The organism is Flagellimonas profundi, assembly GCF_017313275.1.
Classification (GTDB): Bacteria; Bacteroidota; Bacteroidia; order Flavobacteriales; family Flavobacteriaceae; genus Flagellimonas; species Flagellimonas profundi.
This window is the reverse complement of sequence record NZ_JAFLNM010000001.1, coordinates 1,833,996-1,857,062: the sequence shown is the minus strand read 5'-3', so window position 1 is coordinate 1,857,062 and position 23,067 is coordinate 1,833,996. Positions and strand designations below refer to the sequence as shown.

The following is a 23,067-nucleotide window of genomic DNA, read 5'->3' as shown; positions in this document are numbered from 1 at the left end:
CTATGGGATGTATGACGTAGGTCCGCTCAATTTGTTACAATGATCGCTGTAAAATGAAATGATATCATATTATTCAAATACACGTTGTACTTCCCAAAAGGTAATATCCGGTGGACCGCTCAAAAAGTTGGTAGAGTTGGCCATAAACGATTTTATATGATCGGTATCCATATGCTCGTTGTTGTAATAGGAGGCATCTTCCCATTCTTCGTAAAGTAGAACATTCGTTGGATCTTTTGTATCTACATGGAGTTTAATGGATACAAAATGAGGCTCCTCCTTAACTTTTTCTATGAGTTTGGTCAACTCTAAAACCGTTTTATCCCCTTTTTCCGGTTGGGATTTGAACTTTAGTAGAACAATTACATTTTTTGCTGTCGCCATAGGTGATTTCTTTTTTGAAGGATGCCAACCAATGAAAGCGAGTGTTGATATGGTAAGAATGGATATCAGCGCTAAACCTTTGATTGTTTTCATATGGGATGCTTTTAATTGGTTGCTAATTGTGTTCAATGTATGTAAGTTATTAAAAAACAATTAATTATATATTTTTTTTGGATTATTGGTGTTGTAGGTCGACACTTTATGTTCTGATCTAACACCAATAGTACACTATAAACAAATCAATGTATTTCATATCTTTGCAGCCTTGGAAAAATCCAAGGATTTAGTTTTTAATAATCTATTAATCAACATACAATGCAAGACGGAATCTACGCCAAGTTCAATACCTCCAAAGGGGAAATATTGGTGAAACTTACCCACGATAAGACCCCGGGAACGGTAGGCAACTTTGTTGCACTGGCCGAAGGAGATATGGAGAACAGTGTAAAACCACAAGGAAAACCCTATTACGATGGATTGAAATTCCACAGGGTAATCCCAGATTTTATGATTCAAGGTGGTTGCCCTACCGGAACTGGAACGGGAGACCCCGGTTACAAGTTCGATGACGAATTCCACCCCGATTTGGTACACGATGGTCCTGGAGTGCTATCCATGGCCAATGCAGGTCCCGGTACCAATGGGAGCCAGTTTTTCATCACTCATGTGGCCACCCCGTGGTTGGATAACAAGCATACCGTATTTGGTCGTGTAGAAAAAGGACAGGATGTTGTGGATGCCATTGCCCAAGGAGATACCATTGAAACTTTGGAAGTTGTTAGAGTGGGGGATGAAGCAAAGAATTGGAATGCCATTGAAGCTTTCCGCACATTCGAGGGAGCAAGGGAAAAACGCATTGCTGAACAAAAGGCCAGAGCAGAAGCCGAAATGGAAAAATTGGCTGCTGGATTTGATAAGACCGATAGCGGTTTGCGATACAAGATCATTCAAAAAGGTAGTGGCGCCAAAGCGGAAAAAGGGAAAACCGTTTCTGTACATTATGAAGGGGCACTGGCCAATGGACAAGTTTTTGATTCTTCGTACAAAAGAAACCAACCCATTGATTTTGCTTTGGGAGTTGGGCAAGTAATTCCAGGATGGGACGAAGGAATAAGCCTATTGCAAGTAGGGGATAAGGCTCGTTTTGTAATTCCATCACATTTGGCTTATGGAAGTACGGGAGCAGGAGGGGTTATACCTCCGAATGCAACATTGGTTTTTGATGTGGAATTAATGAACGTGAAATAGAAAACTTCACGAATATAGATATAAAAGCTTCCAGAAATGGGAGCTTTTTTATTTGGACCTATTTACACTTAAGAGCAGTAAAAAAAAGTTAAGAGCCAATAGTGTCAGTAAAACGCTGAAAAAAGTGGTCATGGTTGTAACGTGTTTAATACGTAACAATCCAACGAAAAAAAACCCTACCAATTGTACGGTGGGTTTTTAAAGCTATTTTTTGGAACCGTTTACACTCCATACCAATAGTAGGGCGTTTACGATCAAGAGAAACGATAGTACTCCAAAAAAGGTGTTCATTTATGCGGATTTAATGGTTGTGGTGTTTATGATTTAGATATCAAAATGAGAAATGGTTGCGTGATTTCGAAAAAAAATGAACAAAAAAAAGCCCGGGCATTGCCCGGGCTTCATCTATAAAAAAGTTGTTTATAACCTATTCCGCAATTTGTACATTAACGGCGTTCAATCCTTTTTTACCTTGTTGTAGTTCGAATTCTACAACGTCACCTTCTCTAATTTCATCGATTAAACCGGAAATGTGTACGAAGTGATCTGTGTTTGAACCATCTTCAGTGATAAATCCGTAACCTTTAGAATCATTGAAGAATTTTACTGTTCCTTTACTCATAATATAAATTGAAAAAAAATTAATTGGGTACAAAGGTACGTTTAATTTATTGGGAATCAGTTTTTTTTCTATTAAATTAAATATTTAAGCAGTTGGATCGGGAGTTAAACGGAGGTAGGGCTTCACTTCTTCCACACCTTTTTTGAAAATTCCTTTGGCCTCTTCGGTTGGAATAGAAGGGCTTACCACAACTTTTTCGCCATGTTCCCAGTTGGCCGGAGTCGCCACTTTATGGTTTGCTGTCAATTGCAAAGAATCCACAACTCGTAGCAATTCATAAAAATTACGTCCGGTAGAAGCAGGATATGTTAGTGTAAGTTTAATTTTTTTGTCCGGGCCGATAATGAATACGGAACGAACCGTAAGTGTGTCGTCGGCATTGGGGTGAATCATGTCATAAAGGTCCGACACCTTTCTTTCCACATCGGCAACGATAGGAAAATTCACCTCCGTGTTCTGAGTTTCGTTGATATCCTTGATCCATTCCATATGAGATGCTGCCCCATCAACACTCAGGGCCATCATCTTTACATTCCTTTTATCGAACTCATCCTTGAATTTGGCCGCAGTACCCAATTCGGTGGTGCAAACAGGGGTGAAATCTGCAGGGTGGGAAAATAAAATCCCCCAACTGTCACCAAGATATTCGTAAAAATTAAGTGTTCCTTCGGAAGTAACTGCTGTAAAATCCGGAGCAGTATCCCCCAATCGTAAAGTTGCCATATGTTTTTGATTTTTAAGTTTAAAATTTATTACCCTATAAAATTACTAGATTATTTGATTGCACGGGTTAAAATTTGTTAAAAGTGTATTAAATTATGTTTGAATTTATTGTGGCACAATTTCCTGCAAACTTGTTACTTTTAACAGATGGAAAAAGAAGTTTTGGAACAATTGCGTTATCCGATCGGGAAATTTGAGATTCCCGAAACCGTTACAGAGACAGCTTTGGAAGAATGGATTTCAATTTTGGAAACGTTGCCACGGCGATTATCCAATTTGGTAACACCACTTTCCGAAGAACAACTGGAAACCCCGTATCGCCCAAATGGGTGGACGGTACGCCAATTAGTGCACCATATTTCGGATAGCCACCATAACAGCTATATCCGCTTTAAATGGGGCTTAACAGAGGACAGGCCCTATATTAAAGCTTATGATGAAAAGGCTTGGGCAGCATTGTTCGATACACGTACAGCTCCCATTCAAATGTCCTTGGACCACTTGAGTGCCGTACACGCGAAATTGGTCTATTTGTTAAAAGGCCTTTCGGAGAAGGATTTGGAACGAAGTTTTATTCACCCCGATGGAAACAATGAAACCACTTTAAAGGAAAATATTGCCCGCTACGCCTGGCACAGTAACCATCATTTTGCCCATATTGCCAATTTGATAAAGCGCAAAGGGTGGTAGCCTAGAGTTTTTTGGTCAAAATCCACATCGGCTTTTCAGAAGGTTTTACGTTGGGCAGTACCACTTGGCTTTCCCTTTTGATGACATACCCATTTTTTTGATAAAAGTGAACCGGATTTCCCTTTTGCATGGCGTCCAGCCAGATTACTTTTTTGTTGAGTGACTTCGCAGTATCTTCAACAAATTGAAGCAATTGTTTACCAATGCCTTTTCCTGAGTGTTTTTTCAGTAGATAGATTTTTTCGGCCTTTAGAGCATCCTCGTCCGAAATTTCATCAATACCACAATGTTTTACCAATTTCAAAATTCCAATGGTCTCGTTGTTCAGATTGATCAAATAGTTCAAAGCGTTGGGATCCTTTAATTCGCGCTCCACAACTGTTTTGGTAAGACCATGCGAAATGTATGGTGCGGGGTCTTCGTTTTCCCACAGGTGGAGGTAATGTTCGCAATACGACCGTACCCCAACATCGACATACTTTTCAATGTTTTTTTCTGTAACGGTCTCCAACGTAAGGGTGTTGTTCAGGATAGCATGGTTCATTCTGGTGTTCGCTAGGGGGTTATCCATTTAATATTGCATCCCAGACTTGGCTTTTGTTCAGTATCGACCTTCTTGCCCTCCAGAACTGCATTCATGGCATTTCTTAGGTCGTCACCGGTGAGCGGTATACCATTTCCAGGTCTGGAATCGTCCAGTTGACCACGGTATGCCAAGGTCATATGGGTATCAAAAAGATAGAAATCGGGAGTGCAAGCAGCATCATAGGCTTTGGCCACTTCTTGGGTCTCATCATAAAGATAAGGAAAGGTGTAATGTTCTTCCTTGGCTTTTTCCTTCATTAGATGCGGGGCATCCTGCGGATAGTTTTCCACATCGTTGCTGGAAATGGCCACAAAGGCAATCCCTTTTTTCTGATATGTGTTGGCCAATTCAACGATCATTGGGTTTACATGTATCACAAAAGGACAATGGTTACAAATAAACATGATCACTGTGCCTTTTTCTCCTTTTACATCTTTTAGTGCCAATTTTTTACCGGAAACGGTGTCCATCAGTTCAAAGTCTGGTGCCTTGGTGCCCAAAGGGAGCATGTTGCTGGGTGTCCTTGCCATTTTATTTATTTTTTTTGATGCGTTTAATATGATAAAAATAAAAAACGACCTGCAAAAATACAGGCCGTTACATTTTAAAGGATTGGTTCCTTTTTAAATATCATCAAAACTTACGTCGGTAAAACTACCTGAAGAAGCTGAACCGTTTTCGCTAAAACTGTCCTCCTCCTTTTTAAAATCTTTTTGGTGGCGTTCGGAGATGACTTCGGTTCCTTTTTCATCAATAATGTAATCCATCATTTCCTCCATGATCTCACGGAAAGCGCTAAAATCTTCTTTATACAAATAAATTTTGTGCTTTTTGTAATGGAAAGAACCATCATCATGAGTAAACTTTTTACTTTCTGTAATGGTTAAGTAATAATCTCCGGCCTTGGTACTTCTTACGTCAAAAAAGTAGGTTCTTCTTCCCGCTCTTAAGACTTTTGAATAAATCTCTTCCTGATCCATTGTATCTTTCTGGCCCATATGGTATAGTGTATTTAGTACTATGTTGAATTATGTTACCAAAAATGTAAAAAAAAAGCTAATTCAGCAACTTTTTTATGATTCTTTGCCAGAGAGTTGGTCGATGTAGAGTTCTTTATAATAACCATCGGTATTGTTCAATTCTTCGTGGGTGCCTTCTTGAATGATTCTTCCGTTGTCCAATACAATGATTTTATCGGCATTCTTGGCAGATGATACCCTATGGCTTACAATAAGTGTTGTTTTGCTCTCGGAGACCCGTTTTAAATTGTTGAGGATTTCTTCCTCGGTTTCGGTATCCACAGCAGAGAGGCAATCGTCGAACAGATAGATTTTAGGGTCTTTTAATAGGGCTCGTGCAATGGAAACCCGCTGTTTTTGACCACCGCTCAATGTTATCCCCCTTTCGCCCAGCACAGTATTGTACTTTTTGGCGAACCCTTCAATGTTTTTATGGACCACAGCTTTTTTGGCTACCTCCACAATCTCATCATGTGTGGCATTTTCGTTACCAAACCGAATATTGTTTTCAATCGTATCCGAAAAAAGGAAGGCATCTTGTGGTACGGCACCAATGGAACTCCTTAAGCTATCAAGGTTCAATTGTTCTACGGGCACTCCATCGATCAAAACCTCGCCAGAGGTCGTGTCGTACAATCTCGCCACCAAATCCAATATGGTGGATTTTCCTGACCCGGTTTTACCTAAAATAGCAACGGTCTGTCCAGCTTTTATGGTAAACGAAACGTCTTTTAGGGCAGTTATATCGGTATCCTCATAGGTGAACGTCACATTTCTGAACTCAATATCACCTTTTATTGGGGTAGGTTGTTCAACTTTGTTCTGGATGGATGGCTCTTCCTTTAAAAACTCATTGATACGTTTCTGTGAAGCCTCCGCCCTTTGTACTATTGATGTTAACCACCCCACAACGGCAACGGGCCAGGTAAGCATATTTACATAAAGGATGAATTCTGCAATGATCCCAATGGTCTCTATCTCGCCGTTGATATATTGTCGCCCACCGATATAGATGACAAAAACATTACTGATTCCGATCAATAAGATCATTAAGGGGAAAAACCAAGCATTTACTTTGGCCAAAGCCATACTTGTGTCTTTTCCCTCGCGGGCCAAATCACGCAATTCAGAGTTTATCCTGGGTTCAATACTGTAGGCCTTTATCACGGAAATACCAGAAAATGATTCTTGGGTAAAGGTGGAAAGTGTGGATAAAAACTCTTGAACCTTTGTACTTCGTTTATGGATAATTTTACTGATTTGATAAATCAAAACTGATAAGACAGGAAGTGGCAACAAGGTATATGCGGCCAATGTGGGAGCCTTTATGAACATCAAAGGAATCAAACAAACAAAAAGGGTCAATGTTTGGATACCGTACATAATGGCGGGGCCGCCATATAAGCGCACTTGGTTGATGTCCTCACTGATTCGGTTCATTAAATCCCCAATCCTGTTTTTTTTGTAAAAATTAAGGCTGAGTAATTGGTAATGGTCAAAGACCTCATTTTTAAGGTCGTATTCAATATATCGGGATACGTTGATGATGGTTTGGCGCATCAAAAAAGTAAAAAGCCCGGAAAGTATGGCCGCACCAACAATAATTAAAATGTATTGAAGTAATAACCCCTTCGCATCCGAAAGGGTGATCACATCCGATGTAAAATCTTCCACAGCTTGTATGGACTTGTTCACATAAGAAGGCATTACTAAGGAAAAAACACGGGCAATTATGGTGATTATGATTCCCAATAGCAGTTTGAGCCAATATTTTTTAAAATATTTATTTAGGTGTTTTAGTTCCTTCATACAAGGGTGAGGAGGTTTTTAAGTATCGATTTTTCGGTGGACAATCCCGCAAATATATACCATACCTCACAAAGTAAATGTTATAAAACTGATAAGAAAGCAAGTTTGGTAGGTAAGATTCAAATATAAGATTACTTTTGCGGAGTGAAAGCCAAATAATGACTTTAAAAGTTCTTTAAACATGCTTACCCGAAGGCACATTAGAGTAAAAGTGATGCAATGCATTTATGCATTGGTGCAATCCAAGGACGATTCGCTGCAAAAACAAGAAAAGTTCCTGCGAGTCAGTATAGAAAACATGTATGTTCTATACCTTTTGATTTTAAGCCTTTTGGCGGAACTACACCGTTTGGCAGAAAAACATGTAAGCCACGCCTCCAAAAAATATGTGGCCACCGAAGAAGATAACTATCCCAATCCCGAAAAGTTTGTAAAAAACCGTTTGTTGTTGCAATTGGTAAACAACGAAGCTTTGAAGAACGAACTCTCCAAACGCAAGTTGGACAACTGGTACATGAACGATGAGTATGTGAAAATCATCCACAAGGCTGTAGTTTCCAGCGATATTTACAAGGAATACATGTTGAACGGTGAAGATGGTTATGTGGATGACCGCAATGTTGTCATCCAACTTTTTAAAGAAATCATTGCGCCGAACGATAAAATCTACGATTACTTCGAGGACGATAAACTAACTTGGGTGGACGATTTCCCGATAGTGAACACCTTTTTGGTCAAACGACTGAAAAAGGCCAAGCCAGATTCTGGGGACCGTTTCTTTTTGCCGGCTTTGCTGAAAGATCAACAGGATATGGATTTTGCCAATGAACTGTTGACCAAGACCCTGCTCAATGATGCCAAATGGGAGAAGGAAATTGAAGGGAAAACCCCTAATTGGGACAATGATCGTATTGCGGAGATTGATTCCATTATCTTAAAAATGGCTATTTGTGAATTATTGAACTTTCCGTCCATTCCCGAAAAAGTGACCTTAAATGAGTATTTGGAAATTGCGAAAGAATACTCCACGCCCAAGAGCAGTATCTTTATCAATGGGGTTTTGGACAAGTTGGCAAAAGAGTATAAATCGGATGGAAGGCTCCAAAAAATAGGAAGGGGCTTACAATAAAAATTATTCCTTAATTTTGGAAAAACAAATTTTAATCATGAAAAGAATAACGACAATTTTTAGTTTGATCTTGGTAGTTGCCTTGATGGGCGTATCATGTAAAGACAAAGCATCAAAAAAAATAGTTGCTGACAATGTGGAAAGCGCTGTGAGCAGAGATGCATCGGACAAGATGGTTCCTGTAATGACTTTTGAGAAAAACGAACACGATTTTGGTACTATCCAAAGAGGAACTCCACAGGAAACCGTATTTACATTTACCAATACAGGTAATGCCCCTCTTATTATTACAAACGCAAAAAGTAGCTGTGGCTGTACAGTGCCAAACCCTCCTAAAGATCCTATTGCTCCAGGCGAAACAGGAGAGTTGTTAGTGAAGTTCAATGGTTCTGGTCAAAATCAGGTTACCAAAACAATTACCGTTAATGCAAATACTGCCAAAGGTTCCGAGATCTTGAGAATCAAAGCATTTGTACAAGCACCTGGAACAGTGCCTGCCGGTCCTGTTAAATAATTAAAACACCTAAATGGAAAACCTAGGACAATTTTTACCGCTGATTTTGATTTTTGCCGTGGCGTATTTTTTTATGATCCGCCCTCAGATCAAACGTCAGAAGGATGAGAAAAAATTCGCTTCTGAGCTTAAAAAAGGTGATAAGATCATCACGAAAAGCGGACTGCACGGAAAAATCGTGGAATTGAACGACAAGGACTTCTCTTGTGTTATCGAAACCATGGCCGGGCGTTTAAAGTTCGACCGCTCTGCCATTTCCATGGAAATGAGCAAAAAGTTGAATGCTCCCGTTGAAAAGAAGTAGCGAACAACAATATAATTTATAAAGACGTCCCTTGAACATCAACTTTCAAGGGACGTTTTTTTGTATCTTATTCCAAATTTGAAAAGACATGGCAACAAGAAGACAATTTGTAAAGCGTAGTGGATTAGGTGTGGCAGGATTGGGAGCATCAATGGTTTTCCCGACCGAATTATTGGCATCTGTACGCAGAAACATCAGTCCTAACGATAAAATACAGGTTGGTCTGATCGGTTGCAACGGTATGGGCTTTTCAGATTTAAGTTCCATGCTACAAAATAGCGAGGTCGAGGTAGTTGCCCTTTGCGATGTTGATGAAAATGTGCTTCGTGAAAAAACAGCCGAGTTGGAGAAAGGCGGTATCAAAAAGCCAAAATGGTATTCGGATTATCGAAAACTATTAGAGGACAAAGATGTTCATATTGCCATTATTGGTACACCCGACCATTGGCATTGTTTGCAACTCACCGACGCCATTGATGCGGGCAAGGATGTGTATTGTGAAAAACCTATTGCCAACTCCGTCGCAGAGAGTGAAGTTATGCTTGCCAAAGTAAATGCGAGCGATAGGATGGTGCAAATAGGGCAGTGGCAACGTAGTGAGCCCCACTTTGTGGATGCCATCAATTATGTTCATTCAGGTAAACTGGGTCAGATACGTTTGGTAAAAACATGGGCCTATCAAGGGTGGATGCAATCCGTACCCGTCGTTCCCGATAGTCCTGTGCCGGCCGGAGTGGATTATGATATGTGGTTAGGTCCTGCACAGAGCAGACCATTTAATAAAAACAGGTTTCATTTTAATTTTAGATGGTTCTGGGATTATGCAGGCGGTTTAATGACGGATTGGGGCGTACACTTGATAGACTACGCCTTGTTCGGAATGAAGGCTTCCACACCGAAATCCGTAATGGCGATGGGCGGTAAGTTCGCTTACCCGAACGACGCTGCCGAAACTCCAGATACCTTGCAGACTATTTACGATTTTGGTGAATTTTCATTGCTTTGGGAGCACGCTACCGGGATTGATGGTGGCAACTACGGTAGAAACCATGGTATTGCATTTATTGGCAACAATGGAACTTTAGTTCTTGATCGCGGAGGATGGGAAGTGATTCCGGAACACGACCGTCCGCACTGGAGCCAGGATTTAGGACCAAAAATAGAAGCCGTACCCTTGCAAGAAGGTGTAGGGCAAGGTTTGGGGCTACATACCCAAAACTTTTTGGAAGCGGTAAAAACAAGGGACAAATCCATATTAAAAGCTCCGATAAAAATTGGTTACGATGCCGCTGTGGTGAGTCATTTAGGCAATGTCGCTTATAAAACGGGTGAACGACTTTTTTGGGATGCGGAAAATAAAAAGTTCAACCATTCCGAAGCAGATGCTTTATTGATACATGACTACCATAATGGATGGGAATTTCCTAAGGTGGGGTAAACTTTGCTTACAACAGCCCACAACTTTTTTGCGACTGCACATAAAAGCTCCAACAATGCATCCTTTAGCGTTGAAAAACATTAAAATACTTACGAACGAACAAAAATGAAATGGATGGAACAGGATTCCAAGTCCCCATCATTGTCAAAATCGTAATCCCCGGAATCGGGGCCGCCGTTTATGCTTAGTGTAGTTCCGTCGTAAGTGTGGCCGTAAGTATCCCAATCATTGGGCTCATCGTCCCAGGCAACAGCAAAGTAGAAACTGCCCTGCCATTCTTCCCAGAAGATTTCTCCGGTCACTGTATAGGCATCCCGGTCTACGGGATTTAAGGTCAGGGTGAAACGACCGCTCGCTTGTACGGACATGGTTACCGTTCCCCCATCCTCGATAATGTCTACCGATGTGCTACTTACACTAAACTGTGCTTTGGTGGCCTCCCAGTTTCCACTCAGTTCACTTATCGGAAAGGGCCCGTCCTTGGTCAATTCATCTTCGTCATCACTTTTACTGCAGGAGATGCTCAAAGAAATCAACCCGATGAATAAAAAATATAGCAACTTTTTCATGACACGTAATTTTATAAAGAAGGGCGCAAACCCAACTTTCAATTTTCACCTTAATTTATTTTGATATTAAAGGGTGTGCAATGATGTCCGTCATTTAGTTGATTTTAATAATGTAAAAGCGGAGTGGTTGGTTCGAAGTTGGTAGTGGACTAAATTAACTTTTCATAAGTTGGAATGTTTTGTCCGGTCAGTATTTTGTATTATCTGTGAGCATTCGCAAAGTAGGTAGTCGGGGGCTTCAGGCTTATAAGGCCGAAACCGTGTTGAAACAGGCTATAACCTTTGTTTTTCTATGTTGTGACTAGTACTTTTTATTTTTTCTTGTCATATGTCAATATTTGGAGTCCGTCAAGAAATGATTCTGTTTCTGTTAGCACCCAATTTTCATTTGTTGTTGAAGAACCGAATAGTTTGGTCCCGTTTCCAAGCACAACCGGGTTTAATTTAAGTTTCAATTGGTCAATTAATCCGTTGTCCAATAGCCAACCTGCAAACTCACCCCCACCGCACAGATAAATGTCGGTATTGGCGTTTTCTCGAATTTCCTTAACTCTATCCACACTCAGTTTCTCAATTTTAACAAATTCAGATAGGTTGTCGATTTTTATAGAATTCGAAAAAATGTGGTTTTCCATATTCGGATAAGCAGGTTGTCCCGGTTTAAGTCCATATTGAAATCCAAATTCATAGGTTTTTCGTCCCATAATTACAGTCCTAAAATTTGCAACGTCTGATCGGTACTTCTCAACTCCTTCTCCTTGTAATATGAACTTGCTTATGTCGTCATTTTTTCCTGCAATGTATCCGTCTAGAGAACTCGCTACATAATAAATAATTTTTCGCATTGGTTTAATTTTAGTTGGTCAGGGCTGTATTTTCTGTATTGATCAAAACGTTCCAGGATATGATTCGTTTTAATGAATTATACGGTCCGATATGTGAAGTTGGCATTTATCGGGTTAAAATTCCAGCGGGAATGGATGGATATGGTATTTGAGTTGATGAATTTAAATTCCTTATTGATACTTATCATTCAAACCAACTCCCTCCTTGATCATAGGGAGAATTTTTTCTAATCTTCGCAGTTTGGTTTTCTCCTGTTTGGCCTCTGTAATGTATTCGCAGAACTCTTTTTGTTTATAGGGAGTAAACTTTTCAAAGGCAATATGTAAATCAGAATCCTTTGCCAGTTCGGATTGCAATAATTTGGGAATGGTGACCTTTTTGGTTTTTTCGGCTTTTATTTCCCTTCCTTTTTTCTGGTTGTCCAAGGCCTCTTTCATGTAACCCAGCACGTTTTTTTCGTCGACCTCCTCCAAAGTTTGGAATTTCCAGTGGCGCATGCCCTTGGTCTTGCCTTCCTGGGCATTTTCCAGCACATTTTTAGGGTCTTTTAAAAACACTCCGTTAAAAAACCAAACCCCAAAATGTGTTTTGAACTTACAAATACCGAACACATTTTTGTTGTTCAAGGTATACACGGGAAAGCTCCACTTAAAATCTTCATTGGCCTCTGTTTTTAGGGCAATTTCCCTAAGTAGTGCAATCCCTTCCTTAAACGGGTGTTCCTTTTCGTAGTATAGCTCTATTTTTTCGGATTTGTCCACAACTACTTGATTTGGCTCGCGGTAAGTTCACAAATTCTAACGATGACCTTTACCGCTTTTTCCATACTTTCCAAAGGAACATACTCGTATTTGCCATGGAAATTGTGCCCGCCGGCAAAAATATTGGGGCAGGGCAAGCCCATAAAGCTCAACTGTGAACCATCCGTTCCACCTCTAATGGGTTTTATGATGGGCTCTATTTGAAGTGATTTCATGGCTTCTTCAGCAATTTCCACAATATGGTACATCGGTTCTACCTTTTCCCGCATGTTCTTGTATTGGTCCTCAATGATCAGGCTCACATAATCCCCATATTTTTTGTTGAGTTTATCCTTGATGTCGTTCAATAATTCCTTCCTTGCCTGGAAATGCACTGTATCGTGGTCACGGATAATGAGTTCTATCTCAGCTTTTTCGATTTCACCCTTTATTTTATGCACATGGAAAAAACCTTCCCGTCCAGCGGTATGTTCGGGAACTTCGCTAGGGGGTAAAAGGGTCAAAAAGTCGTTGGTAATCCCAATGGCGTTTACCATTTTGTTTTTGGCGTAGCCCGGATGTACGCTTTTTCCCGTAATGGTGATCTTGGCCTTGGCTGCGTTAAAGTTTTCATATTCCAGTTCGCCCACTTGACTGCCATCCATGGTGTAGGCCCATTCCGCGCCAAATTTTTCAACATCAAACTTGTGTGCACCTCGACCAATTTCTTCATCTGGGGTAAAAGCTATCCTAATTTTACCGTGCTTAATTTCAGGGTGGTCATTAAGGTATTCCATCGCAGTGATGATTTCCGCAATTCCAGCCTTGTCATCAGCTCCCAACAAGGTGGTGCCATCGGTGGTGATCAAGGTTTGTCCTTCGTATGTCTTTAAATCTTCAAAATAATCTGGAGAAAGTACAATGTTCTTTAACTTGTTCAGCACAATATCCTTTCCATCGTAATTTTCAATGATCTGTGGTTTTACGTTTCTGCCCGAAAAATCGGGGGAAGTATCAAAATGGGAAACAAAACCGATGGTGGGTACCTTTTTGTCCATATTACTGGGTAGCGTGGCCATAATGTAGGCGTTCTCGTCAATTGACACCTCTTGCATACCTATTTGATGGAGTTCCATCACCAATTTCTTGGCAAGGTCCCACTGCTTTTCTGTGCTGGGTGTGGTTTTGGAATAGGGGTCGCTTTGCGTATCGGTTTTTACATATTCCAAAAATCGGGGCAGTAGTTTTTCCATAGCGTCGTTTTATCAAAAATAATGCTTATTCAAACGCAATTTTATAAATCAAAGGCATTAATACCTATCTTTCGTGAACGATTAATACGGACCTCAATTGAAATCAATAGCCATATATCTTTTTTTGATATCCGGATTTTCCGGGTTCGCTCAAATGGATTGTATTTTGGGAGTAGGTGGACGCGACAACGAAGCCATAACCAAGGTTTTTGAGTTGACGGAGGCGCAAAAGGAAAACCTTAAGAACTGGAGCGCCGAACTTAAAATACGCAACGATATTTTAAGTGACAAGGCTAAATACCTTATGAAAAAGAATGAGGAAAGCTCACCGGAGGTATTGATTACCGTCTCCAAGGAATATGCTTCTATAATGGACAGTATGAAGCAGAATGTTCGTATGATGGACAAAAGACTGCTTTTAAGTTTCAATCCCGCCCAATATGAAAGATATTTAAAATTATGCAGTCAGTTGACCTTGCGTCCCATCCACATTAATAGGTCTGTTGACGAAAATTGAGCAATTTGTCAATAACTGTTTTAAGAGTTGTTATTTTTGTCCAAAATCCATTTTTGAATGTATAAATTCCTGATTCGCCCGGTACTTTTTTTATTTGATCCGGAAGCCGTGCACCACTTTTCTTTTTGGACCATTAAGTTGTTATCAAGATTGGGTTTTAGCGGTCTTTTTAGAAAAATCTTCAATGTGAACGACTCAAGACTGGAGCGGGAGGTTTTTGGTGTAAAATTTAAGAACCCCGTAGGTCTGGCTGCTGGTTTTGACAAGAATGCCAAGTTATACAACGAGTTCTCAGATTTCGGTTTTGGTTTTGTTGAAATCGGAACGGTAACTCCCAAGCCCCAACCGGGAAACCCTAAAAAGCGATTGTTCCGTTTAAAAAGGGATAAGGCAATTATTAACCGCATGGGCTTTAATAATCAAGGGGTTTTTGAAGCCGTGGAACAATTAAAAAAGAAGCACCGTGTGATTATCGGCGGCAATATCGGCAAGAACAAGGTTACCCCCAACAAAGATGCCATCAAGGATTACCTGATTTGCTTTGAAGCCTTGTTTGAACATGTGGATTACTTTGTGGTGAATGTGAGTTCGCCCAACACACCTGGACTCCGCGAACTTCAGGATAAGGAGCCCTTGACCAAATTGTTGAAAAAACTAAAAAGCCAGAATGGTAAACTGGCCAAAAGCTTTGGATTGAAGCAAAAGCCCATTTTATTGAAAATAGCCCCGGATTTAACAGACGACCAATTAAGGGACATCATTGAAATTGTTGCAGATACTAAAATTGATGGTGTTATTGCCACCAATACCACTATTGAAAGAAAAGAACTGAAATCGGATCTGTATTTAACAGAGGAGAAAGGCGGTCTTAGTGGAAAGCCTCTAAAAAATAGAAGTACTGAAGTAATTCGCTTTTTGGCTGATAACAGCAAAAAAGCTTTTCCCATAATCGGGGTTGGGGGAATCCATTCCCCAGAAGATGCATTGGAAAAGTTGGATGCGGGAGCGGATTTGGTGCAGCTCTACACGGGTTTTATTTATGAAGGGCCAGCACTTATCAAGAAAATCAACAAGGCCATTTTGGAAAAAATGGACTAAACCATATGCACAGTTTATTTTTATTTCTGGAAACCGTCAATTATCCCATATTGGTCGGGTTTTTTATATCCTCGCTTGCCCTGGCTATTTCACCAGGTCCGGATAATATTTTTGTGCTCACACAAAGCATCAGTAATGGTACTAAATCAGGGTTGGCAACTGTTTTTGGATTGGTCTTAGGTTGTTTGGTGCATACCACTTTGTTGGCCTTTGGGGTTTCGGAAATCATTAAACGGAGTGATACCTTATTTTTTGCCATCAAGCTTTTTGGGGCCATGTATTTGCTGTACTTGGCCTATCAAGTATACCGCAGTGATGCTTCCATTGCGATCGATGATAAAAACAGACCGGCCAAAACACCCATGAAGCTTTTTTGGACCGGGGTTACTATGAATGTACTCAATCCAAAAGTCACTATTTTTTTCTTGGCTTTTTTTCCAGGCTTTTTGTTTAGCGATGAACTTAATACTGTAATTCAATTCTATATTTTAGGTCTCCTTTTTATGCTCTCTGCCCTTATTGTATTTGGGGCCATTGCCGTATTGGCGGGAAAGATTTCAAAATACCTGACCCGACATAAAAATGCGGGTGTTTATTTAAAATGGGTGCAACTGGTTGTTTTTGTAGGGATTGCCATTTATCTATTTCTATCGGACAAATAAGTGCTATTTTTACGCACGCCTATGCCAAAAGTCAAACTCATAGAATGTCCACGGGACGCCATGCAGGGAATAAAAACCTTTATTCCTACGGATGAGAAGGTAAAGTATATCCAATCCTTGTTGGGCTGTGGTTTTGATACCATTGATTTTGGAAGTTTTGTTTCGCCGAAAGCCATACCGCAGATGCAGGATACTGCTGAGGTTTTGGCCCGATTGGACCTTTCCCGTACCCAAAGTAAGCTGTTGGCCATTGTTGCCAATGTTAGGGGCGCGGAAGATGCATGCAAGCATGAAGAAATTGATTATTTGGGGTTTCCTTTTTCCATTTCGGAAAACTTTCAAATGCGGAATACGCATAAAACCATTGACCAATCGGTAGAGACCCTTAAGGGCATCCTGGAGTTGGCCGATGCGAACGGCAAGGAGGTGGTCACGTATATTTCCATGGGCTTCGGAAATCCGTACGGTGATCCTTGGAGTGTTGAAATAGTTGGGGAGTGGACCGAGAAACTGGCGGCCATGGGAACTAGAATACTTTCGTTATCAGATACTATTGGCAGTTCTACGCCAGAGGTGATAGATTACTTGTTCTCCAACCTTATCCCAAAATATCCGGAAATAGAATTTGGTGCCCATTTGCATACCACTCCATCCAAATGGCACGAAAAAGTGGACGCAGCGTACAAAGCAGGTTGCCGTCGATTTGATGGTGCAGTGCAAGGTTTTGGCGGGTGTCCAATGGCCAAGGATGAACTTACTGGAAATATGCCTACGGAAAGAATGCTTTCCTATTTTACTGCGGAAAAGGCCGATACAGGTGTCAATTGGATGGTTTTTGAAGCAGCCTTCAATAAAGCCACTGAACTTTTTTCGGTATACCATTAAAAAAGGCACCCTTAATGGAGTGCCTTTCTATTGTCCTGTTGTGGGAATCATCAATTAATATCTAAGCTCAATACCTGCGTAAATGCCAAATGGATGACCAGGTCTTAAACCTGCAGGTACCCTGGCAACAGCGTATTTTTCGTCCAATAAATTTATGGCGTTGGCGGTTACGGCCAAGTGATCGTTGAACCTGTATCTTCCACCAAGATCTAATATAAAGTTGGAATTTACTTTTTCGTTGGCAGGTATAGGTCCATTTCCGGCCATGGTTCTAAAAGCTCCATTGTACCTACCGCTCACATTTAATTCAAAATTTTGGTGTTCCAATGATAAGGCTGCATTGAACTGGTGTTTGGAGATGTATGGCATTTCATCACCAGAGGAAACCTCGCCCCAAATGTCGTTTTCACTACCAAAGCTGTTCAAGAACTCGGTATCTGTCAACGTATATCCAAAAGTAAATGGCAATTGAAGGTCTTCATTGTTCTCCAAAAAGTTATAGTTGAGCAGCAGCTCAATACCCTGCACGCGTACTTCACCAGCATTAAATTGATCTAATGATCCGGTTCCGCCCGTTGCGGCAAGATCACTGCCCAAAAGATTACTGTAATCGTTATAAAAGCCAACCAACTCGCCGGAAATACCTGCAAATGAGAAGCGACTGCCCAGCTCATAGTTTACACTTTCCTCAGGATTTTCTCCAGGTTGGTTACTTGGAGGTGAAAAGCCTTTGTGCACCCCTCCAAAAACGGATAGGTCATTGAAATTGTAGTTGAAACCAATTCCTGGGATAAAAACGTCAACTTTATTCTGTCTTTCGGAAAGATCAGAACCAGTACGTTCCACGTCGTTGGTTCCATAGTTCAATCTTTCCAAGGCAATGTTCTCGTAACGGAGGCCTGGCGTTAATGTTAAGTCGTTGATTTTCAATTTGTACATGGCATAAGAAGCAAAAGCTTTTGCACTGCTTACCCTGTTGGCATTAGTACCTGGAACGCCTGGATTGACCAATTGCATATCTCCGTTTACCATGGCATAATCATCTATCCACTGAAAGCGGTCTTCTTCATCATAGTGGTAACGTAGTCCTATTTCCAAGTCGTGATAGGTGTTCTCACCGCTCCAATGGTAATCCAATTTTGTTTGAACCCCGGTTGACAAATAATCTCTATTGTTGTTTCTGGCATTCAGTAGGTCATTCGCTCCACTATTGATCGAGCCTTTTACTAAATCTATATAGGATGCAAACTCGTTCGGGGCCCCAAAAATGTTGCCGATACCTTGACGTTCGCCATCGATGGTAACATAATCCACTTTATACCAATTTCTACTAAAATCGTTGTAATAGCCAACGGTGGTAATCCTGAATTGATCGCTGAATTTTAAGGCGTGGGTCCCCATCAATTGGAAATGCTCAGCGTTCATTTGGTCGTTTTGTGATCCAGCATAGCGACGGAAGGGGTCAGCATCAAAATCTTCCTGGGTCAATCCCAAGTAGGTTTCATTGGAAGTTTCATCTGAATATTGCAATTTAACTTCAAATTCCTGTCCCACTATTGCTTCTGGATTCGTGTTGACCTTGAATTTGGCAACCAGGTCATTCTTGTCAAAACCTGTATTGTCCCCATTTTCCAAGTTTTTAAACCCATTGGAATTGTAGTTGAGGTATTCTACCGAATAACCAAAGTTTTTACGGCTATCTCCCAATTGGGCATGGATACGGCCACTTTGAAAGCTTCCGTAACTACTGTTCAAAAAGATCCCAAAGTTATCAGGGACTTCGGTGGAAATCATATTTATGGCGCCGCCCGTAGTGTATGGCCCAAATTGCACTTGACTACTTCCCTTTAATATTTCTACAGCTTGCATCCGGGCAATGGTAGGAAAATAATAAGCCGATGGGGCACTGTAGGGAGCGGGAGCAATAAGCACACCATCTTCCATTAAGGTGATTTTCGAACTCCTTTCTGGAGAAGTTCCCCGTAAACTAATGTTTGGTCTAAGACCAAATCCATCTTCTTCGTAAATATTAACCCCGGGAACCGTACGTAAGGTCCGGTTGACGTCTGTATAATTGAATTTTTTGATCTCTTCGGGAGACAAGTAATAGGATGACCCCGTTCTGTTCTTTGCGACAAATTTACTTCCAAAAATCACTTTTGCAGATAGAACAACTTCGTTCAGTTGTATTAATGTGGAATCATTGCCCAATGGTTTTTGTTGTCCAGAAAGAAATAGAAAACTAAAAAATGCGATGATGATTAATGATGGTCGGTACATTGTATTAATTAAGACTTAGTTTAAATAAAAATTAATTTGGAATGCAAATGTACATTCTCATCACCATAAAACAAACCTTATTTAGAATAAATAAATATAATTTTTGGAAAATTGTCGTCTTATTGAGTGTCTGTCGCTGCGTTTGTAGTGTAAACATTTTCTCAATAATGTAGAAAGTATTGGGTATGTCCTTCTTTCATTAAAATTAGTGGTATATTTGCACGCAATTAATCCGTAATTGCAATGGAAGCTCACCAAAACAAAATTGTTGGCGAAGGACTAACGTACGACGACGTCCTTCTTGTACCTGCTTATTCCGAAGTACTTCCCAGAGAAGTAAATATTCAGTCAAAATTTACCAAGAACATCACCATTAATGTGCCCATCGTTTCTGCAGCTATGGATACAGTAACCGAATCCCGCATGGCCATTGCCATGGCAAGGGAGGGCGGTATAGGTGTTCTTCATAAAAACATGACGATCGAGCAACAGGCGCTCAAGGTAAGAAAGGTAAAGCGTGCCGAGAGCGGAATGATCATGGATCCGGTAACGCTTCCTTTGGAATCCGTAGTTCGTGATGCCAAAGCCAGCATGAAAGAGCATAGTATTGGTGGAATCCCAATTGTGGATTCCGACAAAAAGCTGATCGGTATTGTGACCAACCGTGATCTTCGTTTTGAGAAAAATGACGATAGACCCATTGCCGAGGTCATGACATCAGAAAATTTGGTTACGGTGGCGGAAGGTACCTCTTTGCAGCAAGCAGAGGTAATCCTTCAGGAAAACAAGATTGAAAAATTACCGGTGGTCAACGATAAGGACGAACTTATTGGTTTGATCACCTTTAGAGATATTACCAAGCTTACCCAAAAGCCCATTGCCAATAAAGACCAGTACGGACGTTTACGGGTTGCGGCTGCCATAGGAGTGACCGCTGATGCCGTTGACAGGGCCGAAGCATTGGTCAAAGCAGGGGTGGATGCCATTATTATCGATACCGCACATGGCCATACCAAGGGTGTGGTCAGTATTTTGAAAGAGGTAAAAAAATCCTTTCCGGAATTGGAGGTTGTAGTGGGTAATATTGCAACCGCTGAAGCAGCAAAATATTTGGTGGAAGCAGGAGCGGATGCGGTTAAGGTAGGTATAGGACCTGGGTCCATTTGTACTACTCGCGTTGTGGCCGGAGTCGGTTTTCCACAGTTTTCAGCTGTTTTGGAAGTATCTGCTGCATTAAAAGGGACAGGAGTTCCGGTAATCGCCGATGGAGGTATCCGTTACACGGGCGATATCCCTAAAGCTTTGGCGGCAGGAGCAGATACCGTAATGTTAGGTTCCTTATTGGCCGGTACCAAAGAATCTCCAGGAGAAACCATTATTTATGAAGGCCGTAAATTTAAATCGTATCGTGGAATGGGCTCTGTTGAGGCCATGAAAAAGGGTAGTAAGGATAGATATTTCCAGGATGTTGAGGACGATATCAAAAAGTTGGTACCCGAAGGTATTGTGGGCCGAGTGCCCTACAAAGGTGAATTGGTGGAAAGTATGCACCAATTTATTGGTGGACTAAGGGCTGGAATGGGCTATTGCGGCGCAGGCGATATCGAGACCTTGAAAAACAATGCACGTTTTGTAAAGATTACCTCAAGCGGAATTCACGAAAGCCACCCTCATAATGTGACCATTACCAAAGAGAGTCCGAATTATAGCAGGTAGATAAATTTAAATTGTAAACGCAAACGCTGGGGAATTTATTTTCCAGCGTAGCTTTCCCAATCCTTATCCTTGTAGATGTTTTCACCAAAGTACTTGGCGATCTGCATAAAAGGTTCTACTTGTTGGTATCCAGGAACAGGAGATAACATGTTCAATTGCTCATCCAAGAAAACCACCGTAGGGTAGCTCATACGACCCTGCAAAAGCGCCGCGGCCAATTCATGATAGCCTCTTCTTCCTGATGGAACAAATTTGAATGTCTTGCCTTGATATTCGATGGGATCCTTACCTTCTGCGTCCAATTTTACCATATAAAAATTGTCTTGCATGTATTTGGATACGTCTGGATGTTGAAATGTGTTTTTATCCATCTTTTTACACCATCCGCACCAATCCGTGTAAACATCAACAAATATTTTTTTGGGCTGCGCATCCGTTTTGGAAAGTTCAACGGCCTCTTCCCAGGATATCCATTGAATATCTTGGGCTTGGGCATTAAAGCCTATAAATGCTATGAAAAGTAAGCTGATTTGGGTATAAATTGAGCGCATAGTCTTCGTTTTTGACGTATTTGTCGTTCTATCAATACAAAACTAACGAAAATTGTGCCAAAATAGTATTGGCTTTAACACTCTGATAAGGCTTCGGGCCTACTTTACAGCTTGTTTCTTTGGTGTATCGAAAAGTTCTTTTACGTCGACTTGGTTGTGCAAAATATCATCAAAAGTTTCCCTTTTTCTGATCAGATGGGCTTTTCCCTGGTACCAAAGTACCTCTGCGGGCCTATATCTGGAATTGTAATTGCTGGCCATAGTGAAACAATAAGCGCCCGCGTTTTTAAAGCAAAGGATATCTCCTTCGGATATTTCGTTGATCCTACGATTGCTACCAAATGTATCCGTTTCGCAGATGTAGCCGACCACAGAGTAATAGCGTTCCCTTCCCTTTGGATTGGAAATATTCTCTATTTGATGGTTGGACCCGTACAGCATAGGTCTAATTAAATGGTTGAAACCGGAATCCACGCTTGCAAAAACGGTGGAAGTGGTCTGCTTTACCACATTTACCTTGGCCAAGAAGTAGCCTGCCTCGCTCACCAAAAACTTGCCTGGCTCAAAGGCCAACGTGAGCTCTTTGCCATATTCCTCACAAAACTCGTTGAATCTTTTGGTAAGTTTTTTGCCCAACTCATCCACATTGGTTTGGATATCCCCCTCTTTGTAAGGGACCTTAAATCCACTGCCAAAATCTATAAATTCCAAATCCTTGAAGTTACTGGCCGTTTCAAAAAGAATTTCTGAAGCATATAGGAAAACATCAATATCCAAAATATCACTGCCGGTATGCATGTGGATTCCGTTGATATTCATGTTGGTCAACTCCACAATTCGCAGTAAATGTGGAATTTGGTGAATGCTTATGCCGAATTTAGAATCGATATGTCCCACAGAAATATTGGAGTTCCCTCCCGCCATTACATGTGGATTGATACGGATACAAACGGGAATGTCCGGATGCTTGCTCCCAAATTGCTCTAAAATGGAGAGGTTGTCAATATTTACTTGAACCCCAAGTGCCGCAGCTTCTTCAATTTCTTCCAAAGAAACACCATTTGGCGTAAAAATGATGGATTCTGGCTTAAACCCGGCCAACAAGCCTAATTTTACTTCTTGAATGGATACCGTGTCCAAGCCGCTTCCCAAACTGTTCAGTAATCTAAGGATGCTTACATTGGACAATGCCTTGGCAGCATAGTTCAACTTAAGGTTGGGTACACCTTTAAATGCATTGGTCAGTTTTTTGTATTGTGAAGTGATTCTATCTGCATCATATACATAAAGTGGTGCGCCAAATTGTTCGGTAAGTTGAAGTAAGTCCTTAGAATTCATAGTAAACCAATATTTTAAGCAAAACTAGGTTTTGTCCGCGGTACACACAAGAAAACTGACATTATTCATTAAAATATAACAGGGTGTTTTATTTATAACAATGATATGGTCTCACGGGTTGTACCTTTTGGTTTTGATGTGTATTT

The 23,067-nt window shown here is 40.9% G+C and carries 25 protein-coding genes; 11 read left to right on the top strand and 14 right to left on the bottom strand.

Annotation, left to right across the window (positions count from 1 at the left end; genetic code table 11):
* Window positions 1-69: 69 nt before the first annotated feature.
* A complete protein-coding gene (locus J0654_RS08620) occupies window positions 70-477 on the bottom strand; it encodes a putative quinol monooxygenase (protein WP_207027706.1) in 408 nt (135 codons plus the stop codon).
* Between the two features lie 222 nt (window positions 478-699).
* Here J0654_RS08620 and J0654_RS08615 point away from each other — a divergent pair, with 222 nt between their 5' ends.
* Complete coding sequence (locus J0654_RS08615) at window positions 700-1,632, top strand: peptidylprolyl isomerase (protein ID WP_207027704.1); 933 nt, start codon at window positions 700-702, stop codon at window positions 1,630-1,632.
* A 427-nt stretch (window positions 1,633-2,059) separates the two neighbouring features.
* Here the strand turns inward: J0654_RS08615 and J0654_RS08610 are convergent, their stop codons facing one another.
* Both J0654_RS08610 and J0654_RS08605 read right to left on the bottom strand, forming a co-directional pair.
* Entirely contained in the window at window positions 2,060-2,254 is a 195-nt protein-coding gene (locus J0654_RS08610; protein ID WP_108246532.1) for a cold-shock protein, read from the bottom strand.
* Between the two features lie 84 nt (window positions 2,255-2,338).
* Window positions 2,339-2,977, bottom strand: a complete 639-nt coding sequence (locus J0654_RS08605) for a peroxiredoxin (RefSeq protein ID WP_207027702.1) — start codon at window positions 2,975-2,977, stop codon at window positions 2,339-2,341.
* Between the two features lie 147 nt (window positions 2,978-3,124).
* Here J0654_RS08605 and J0654_RS08600 point away from each other — a divergent pair, with 147 nt between their 5' ends.
* Window positions 3,125-3,667, top strand: a complete 543-nt coding sequence (locus J0654_RS08600) for a YfiT family bacillithiol transferase (RefSeq protein WP_207027700.1) — start codon at window positions 3,125-3,127, stop codon at window positions 3,665-3,667.
* 1 nt (window position 3,668) lies between these two features.
* On the opposite strand, the gene J0654_RS08595 is transcribed toward J0654_RS08600, so the two are convergent.
* The 4 genes from J0654_RS08595 to J0654_RS08580 all read right to left on the bottom strand — a co-directional run bounded on the left by J0654_RS08595 (window position 3,669) and on the right by J0654_RS08580 (window position 7,081).
* Entirely contained in the window at window positions 3,669-4,238 is a 570-nt protein-coding gene (locus tag J0654_RS08595) for a GNAT family N-acetyltransferase (protein ID WP_207027698.1), read from the bottom strand.
* Window positions 4,223-4,783: a thioredoxin family protein gene (locus J0654_RS08590; protein WP_207027697.1), complete on the bottom strand. Its 561-nt coding sequence runs from the start codon at window positions 4,781-4,783 to the stop codon at window positions 4,223-4,225. Before J0654_RS08590 ends, J0654_RS08595 begins: the two co-directional genes overlap by 16 nt.
* Before the next feature lie 93 nt (window positions 4,784-4,876).
* Entirely contained in the window at window positions 4,877-5,251 is a 375-nt protein-coding gene (locus J0654_RS08585) for a PUR family DNA/RNA-binding protein (protein WP_207027694.1), read from the bottom strand.
* A 75-nt stretch (window positions 5,252-5,326) separates the two neighbouring features.
* Entirely contained in the window at window positions 5,327-7,081 is a 1,755-nt protein-coding gene (locus tag J0654_RS08580; protein WP_207027692.1) for an ABC transporter ATP-binding protein, read from the bottom strand.
* A gap of 181 nt (window positions 7,082-7,262) precedes the next feature.
* On the opposite strand from J0654_RS08580, the gene nusB reads away from it, so the two are divergent.
* The 4 genes from nusB (at window position 7,263) to J0654_RS08560 (ending at window position 10,466) form a co-directional block, all read left to right on the top strand.
* Window positions 7,263-8,210 (top strand): transcription antitermination factor NusB, encoded by a 948-nt coding sequence (gene nusB / locus J0654_RS08575; RefSeq protein WP_207027691.1) that lies wholly within the window; start codon window positions 7,263-7,265, stop codon window positions 8,208-8,210.
* Between the two features lie 37 nt (window positions 8,211-8,247).
* Entirely contained in the window at window positions 8,248-8,724 is a 477-nt protein-coding gene (locus J0654_RS08570; protein ID WP_207027689.1) for a DUF1573 domain-containing protein, read from the top strand.
* Window positions 8,725-8,737: 13 nt separating this feature from the next.
* Window positions 8,738-9,028, top strand: a complete 291-nt coding sequence (gene yajC / locus J0654_RS08565) for a preprotein translocase subunit YajC (RefSeq protein ID WP_207027687.1) — start codon at window positions 8,738-8,740, stop codon at window positions 9,026-9,028.
* Between the two features lie 88 nt (window positions 9,029-9,116).
* The gene (locus J0654_RS08560) at window positions 9,117-10,466 is read left to right on the top strand and encodes a Gfo/Idh/MocA family protein (RefSeq protein WP_207027685.1); all 1,350 of its coding nucleotides are present in this window, start codon (window positions 9,117-9,119) and stop codon (window positions 10,464-10,466) included.
* Window positions 10,467-10,555: 89 nt separating this feature from the next.
* On the opposite strand, the gene J0654_RS08555 is transcribed toward J0654_RS08560, so the two are convergent.
* From J0654_RS08555 to pepT, 4 genes are all read right to left on the bottom strand, one after another.
* On the bottom strand, window positions 10,556-11,035 hold the full coding sequence (locus J0654_RS08555; protein ID WP_207027683.1) for a hypothetical protein: 480 nt from the start codon (window positions 11,033-11,035) through the stop codon (window positions 10,556-10,558).
* A 311-nt stretch (window positions 11,036-11,346) separates the two neighbouring features.
* Window positions 11,347-11,880, bottom strand: coding sequence for a dihydrofolate reductase family protein (locus J0654_RS08550; protein WP_207027681.1), 534 nt, complete (start codon window positions 11,878-11,880; stop codon window positions 11,347-11,349).
* Between the two features lie 171 nt (window positions 11,881-12,051).
* Complete coding sequence (locus tag J0654_RS08545; RefSeq protein ID WP_207027678.1) at window positions 12,052-12,642, bottom strand: YdeI/OmpD-associated family protein; 591 nt, start codon at window positions 12,640-12,642, stop codon at window positions 12,052-12,054.
* Between the two features lie 2 nt (window positions 12,643-12,644).
* Window positions 12,645-13,874 (bottom strand): peptidase T, encoded by a 1,230-nt coding sequence (gene pepT, locus J0654_RS08540; RefSeq protein WP_207027676.1) that lies wholly within the window; start codon window positions 13,872-13,874, stop codon window positions 12,645-12,647.
* A 97-nt stretch (window positions 13,875-13,971) separates the two neighbouring features.
* On the opposite strand from pepT, the gene J0654_RS08535 reads away from it, so the two are divergent.
* From J0654_RS08535 to J0654_RS08520, 4 genes are read left to right on the top strand one after another with little or no spacing between them, the layout of a single operon-like run.
* Window positions 13,972-14,391 (top strand): hypothetical protein, encoded by a 420-nt coding sequence (locus J0654_RS08535; RefSeq protein WP_207027674.1) that lies wholly within the window; start codon window positions 13,972-13,974, stop codon window positions 14,389-14,391.
* A 57-nt stretch (window positions 14,392-14,448) separates the two neighbouring features.
* Window positions 14,449-15,489 carry a quinone-dependent dihydroorotate dehydrogenase gene (locus J0654_RS08530; protein WP_207027672.1) on the top strand — a complete coding sequence of 347 codons (1,041 nt, stop codon included), beginning with the start codon at window positions 14,449-14,451 and terminating at the stop codon, window positions 15,487-15,489.
* A 5-nt stretch (window positions 15,490-15,494) separates the two neighbouring features.
* Window positions 15,495-16,151 carry a LysE family translocator gene (locus J0654_RS08525; RefSeq protein WP_207027670.1) on the top strand — a complete coding sequence of 219 codons (657 nt, stop codon included), beginning with the start codon at window positions 15,495-15,497 and terminating at the stop codon, window positions 16,149-16,151.
* A gap of 21 nt (window positions 16,152-16,172) precedes the next feature.
* Window positions 16,173-17,036, top strand: a complete 864-nt coding sequence (locus J0654_RS08520; protein ID WP_207027668.1) for a hydroxymethylglutaryl-CoA lyase — start codon at window positions 16,173-16,175, stop codon at window positions 17,034-17,036.
* A gap of 54 nt (window positions 17,037-17,090) precedes the next feature.
* On the opposite strand, the gene J0654_RS08515 is transcribed toward J0654_RS08520, so the two are convergent.
* Window positions 17,091-19,316, bottom strand: a complete 2,226-nt coding sequence (locus J0654_RS08515) for a TonB-dependent receptor family protein (protein ID WP_207027666.1) — start codon at window positions 19,314-19,316, stop codon at window positions 17,091-17,093.
* A gap of 243 nt (window positions 19,317-19,559) precedes the next feature.
* Between J0654_RS08515 and guaB the strand changes: the two genes are divergently transcribed.
* Window positions 19,560-21,032, top strand: coding sequence for an IMP dehydrogenase (gene guaB / locus J0654_RS08510; protein ID WP_207027663.1), 1,473 nt, complete (start codon window positions 19,560-19,562; stop codon window positions 21,030-21,032).
* A gap of 35 nt (window positions 21,033-21,067) precedes the next feature.
* Here the strand turns inward: guaB and J0654_RS08505 are convergent, their stop codons facing one another.
* Together J0654_RS08505 and lysA are read right to left on the bottom strand one after the other, a co-directional pair.
* On the bottom strand, window positions 21,068-21,583 hold the full coding sequence (locus J0654_RS08505) for a thioredoxin family protein (protein ID WP_207027661.1): 516 nt from the start codon (window positions 21,581-21,583) through the stop codon (window positions 21,068-21,070).
* A gap of 99 nt (window positions 21,584-21,682) precedes the next feature.
* A complete protein-coding gene (gene lysA, locus J0654_RS08500; RefSeq protein ID WP_207027659.1) occupies window positions 21,683-22,921 on the bottom strand; it encodes a diaminopimelate decarboxylase in 1,239 nt (412 codons plus the stop codon).
* Window positions 22,922-23,067 lie beyond the last annotated feature (146 nt).

Excerpts from the sequence above, each read along its gene's own strand:
- J0654_RS08605 (WP_207027702.1), bottom strand. The coding sequence starts at position 2,977 with ATGGCAACTTTACGATTGGGGGATACTGCTCCGGATTTTACAGCAGTT.
- J0654_RS08515 (WP_207027666.1), bottom strand. The coding sequence starts at position 19,316 with ATGTACCGACCATCATTAATCATCATCGCATTTTTTAGTTTTCTATTT.
- pepT (WP_207027676.1), bottom strand. The coding sequence starts at position 13,874 with ATGGAAAAACTACTGCCCCGATTTTTGGAATATGTAAAAACCGATACG.
- J0654_RS08580 (WP_207027692.1), bottom strand. The coding sequence starts at position 7,081 with ATGAAGGAACTAAAACACCTAAATAAATATTTTAAAAAATATTGGCTC.
- J0654_RS08585 (WP_207027694.1), bottom strand. The coding sequence starts at position 5,251 with ATGGGCCAGAAAGATACAATGGATCAGGAAGAGATTTATTCAAAAGTC.
- J0654_RS08610 (WP_108246532.1), bottom strand. The coding sequence starts at position 2,254 with ATGAGTAAAGGAACAGTAAAATTCTTCAATGATTCTAAAGGTTACGGA.
- J0654_RS08615 (WP_207027704.1), top strand. The coding sequence starts at position 700 with ATGCAAGACGGAATCTACGCCAAGTTCAATACCTCCAAAGGGGAAATA.
- J0654_RS08590 (WP_207027697.1), bottom strand. The coding sequence starts at position 4,783 with ATGGCAAGGACACCCAGCAACATGCTCCCTTTGGGCACCAAGGCACCA.
- J0654_RS08595 (WP_207027698.1), bottom strand. The coding sequence starts at position 4,238 with ATGGATAACCCCCTAGCGAACACCAGAATGAACCATGCTATCCTGAAC.
- J0654_RS08555 (WP_207027683.1), bottom strand. The coding sequence starts at position 11,035 with ATGAAAAAGTTGCTATATTTTTTATTCATCGGGTTGATTTCTTTGAGC.
- guaB (WP_207027663.1), top strand. The coding sequence starts at position 19,560 with ATGGAAGCTCACCAAAACAAAATTGTTGGCGAAGGACTAACGTACGAC.
- J0654_RS08530 (WP_207027672.1), top strand. The coding sequence starts at position 14,449 with ATGTATAAATTCCTGATTCGCCCGGTACTTTTTTTATTTGATCCGGAA.
- J0654_RS08560 (WP_207027685.1), top strand. The coding sequence starts at position 9,117 with ATGGCAACAAGAAGACAATTTGTAAAGCGTAGTGGATTAGGTGTGGCA.
- J0654_RS08505 (WP_207027661.1), bottom strand. The coding sequence starts at position 21,583 with ATGCGCTCAATTTATACCCAAATCAGCTTACTTTTCATAGCATTTATA.
- lysA (WP_207027659.1), bottom strand. The coding sequence starts at position 22,921 with ATGAATTCTAAGGACTTACTTCAACTTACCGAACAATTTGGCGCACCA.
- J0654_RS08570 (WP_207027689.1), top strand. The coding sequence starts at position 8,248 with ATGAAAAGAATAACGACAATTTTTAGTTTGATCTTGGTAGTTGCCTTG.
- yajC (WP_207027687.1), top strand. The coding sequence starts at position 8,738 with ATGGAAAACCTAGGACAATTTTTACCGCTGATTTTGATTTTTGCCGTG.
- nusB (WP_207027691.1), top strand. The coding sequence starts at position 7,263 with ATGCTTACCCGAAGGCACATTAGAGTAAAAGTGATGCAATGCATTTAT.
- J0654_RS08525 (WP_207027670.1), top strand. The coding sequence starts at position 15,495 with ATGCACAGTTTATTTTTATTTCTGGAAACCGTCAATTATCCCATATTG.
- J0654_RS08550 (WP_207027681.1), bottom strand. The coding sequence starts at position 11,880 with ATGCGAAAAATTATTTATTATGTAGCGAGTTCTCTAGACGGATACATT.
- J0654_RS08620 (WP_207027706.1), bottom strand. The coding sequence starts at position 477 with ATGAAAACAATCAAAGGTTTAGCGCTGATATCCATTCTTACCATATCA.
- J0654_RS08600 (WP_207027700.1), top strand. The coding sequence starts at position 3,125 with ATGGAAAAAGAAGTTTTGGAACAATTGCGTTATCCGATCGGGAAATTT.
- J0654_RS08520 (WP_207027668.1), top strand. The coding sequence starts at position 16,173 with ATGCCAAAAGTCAAACTCATAGAATGTCCACGGGACGCCATGCAGGGA.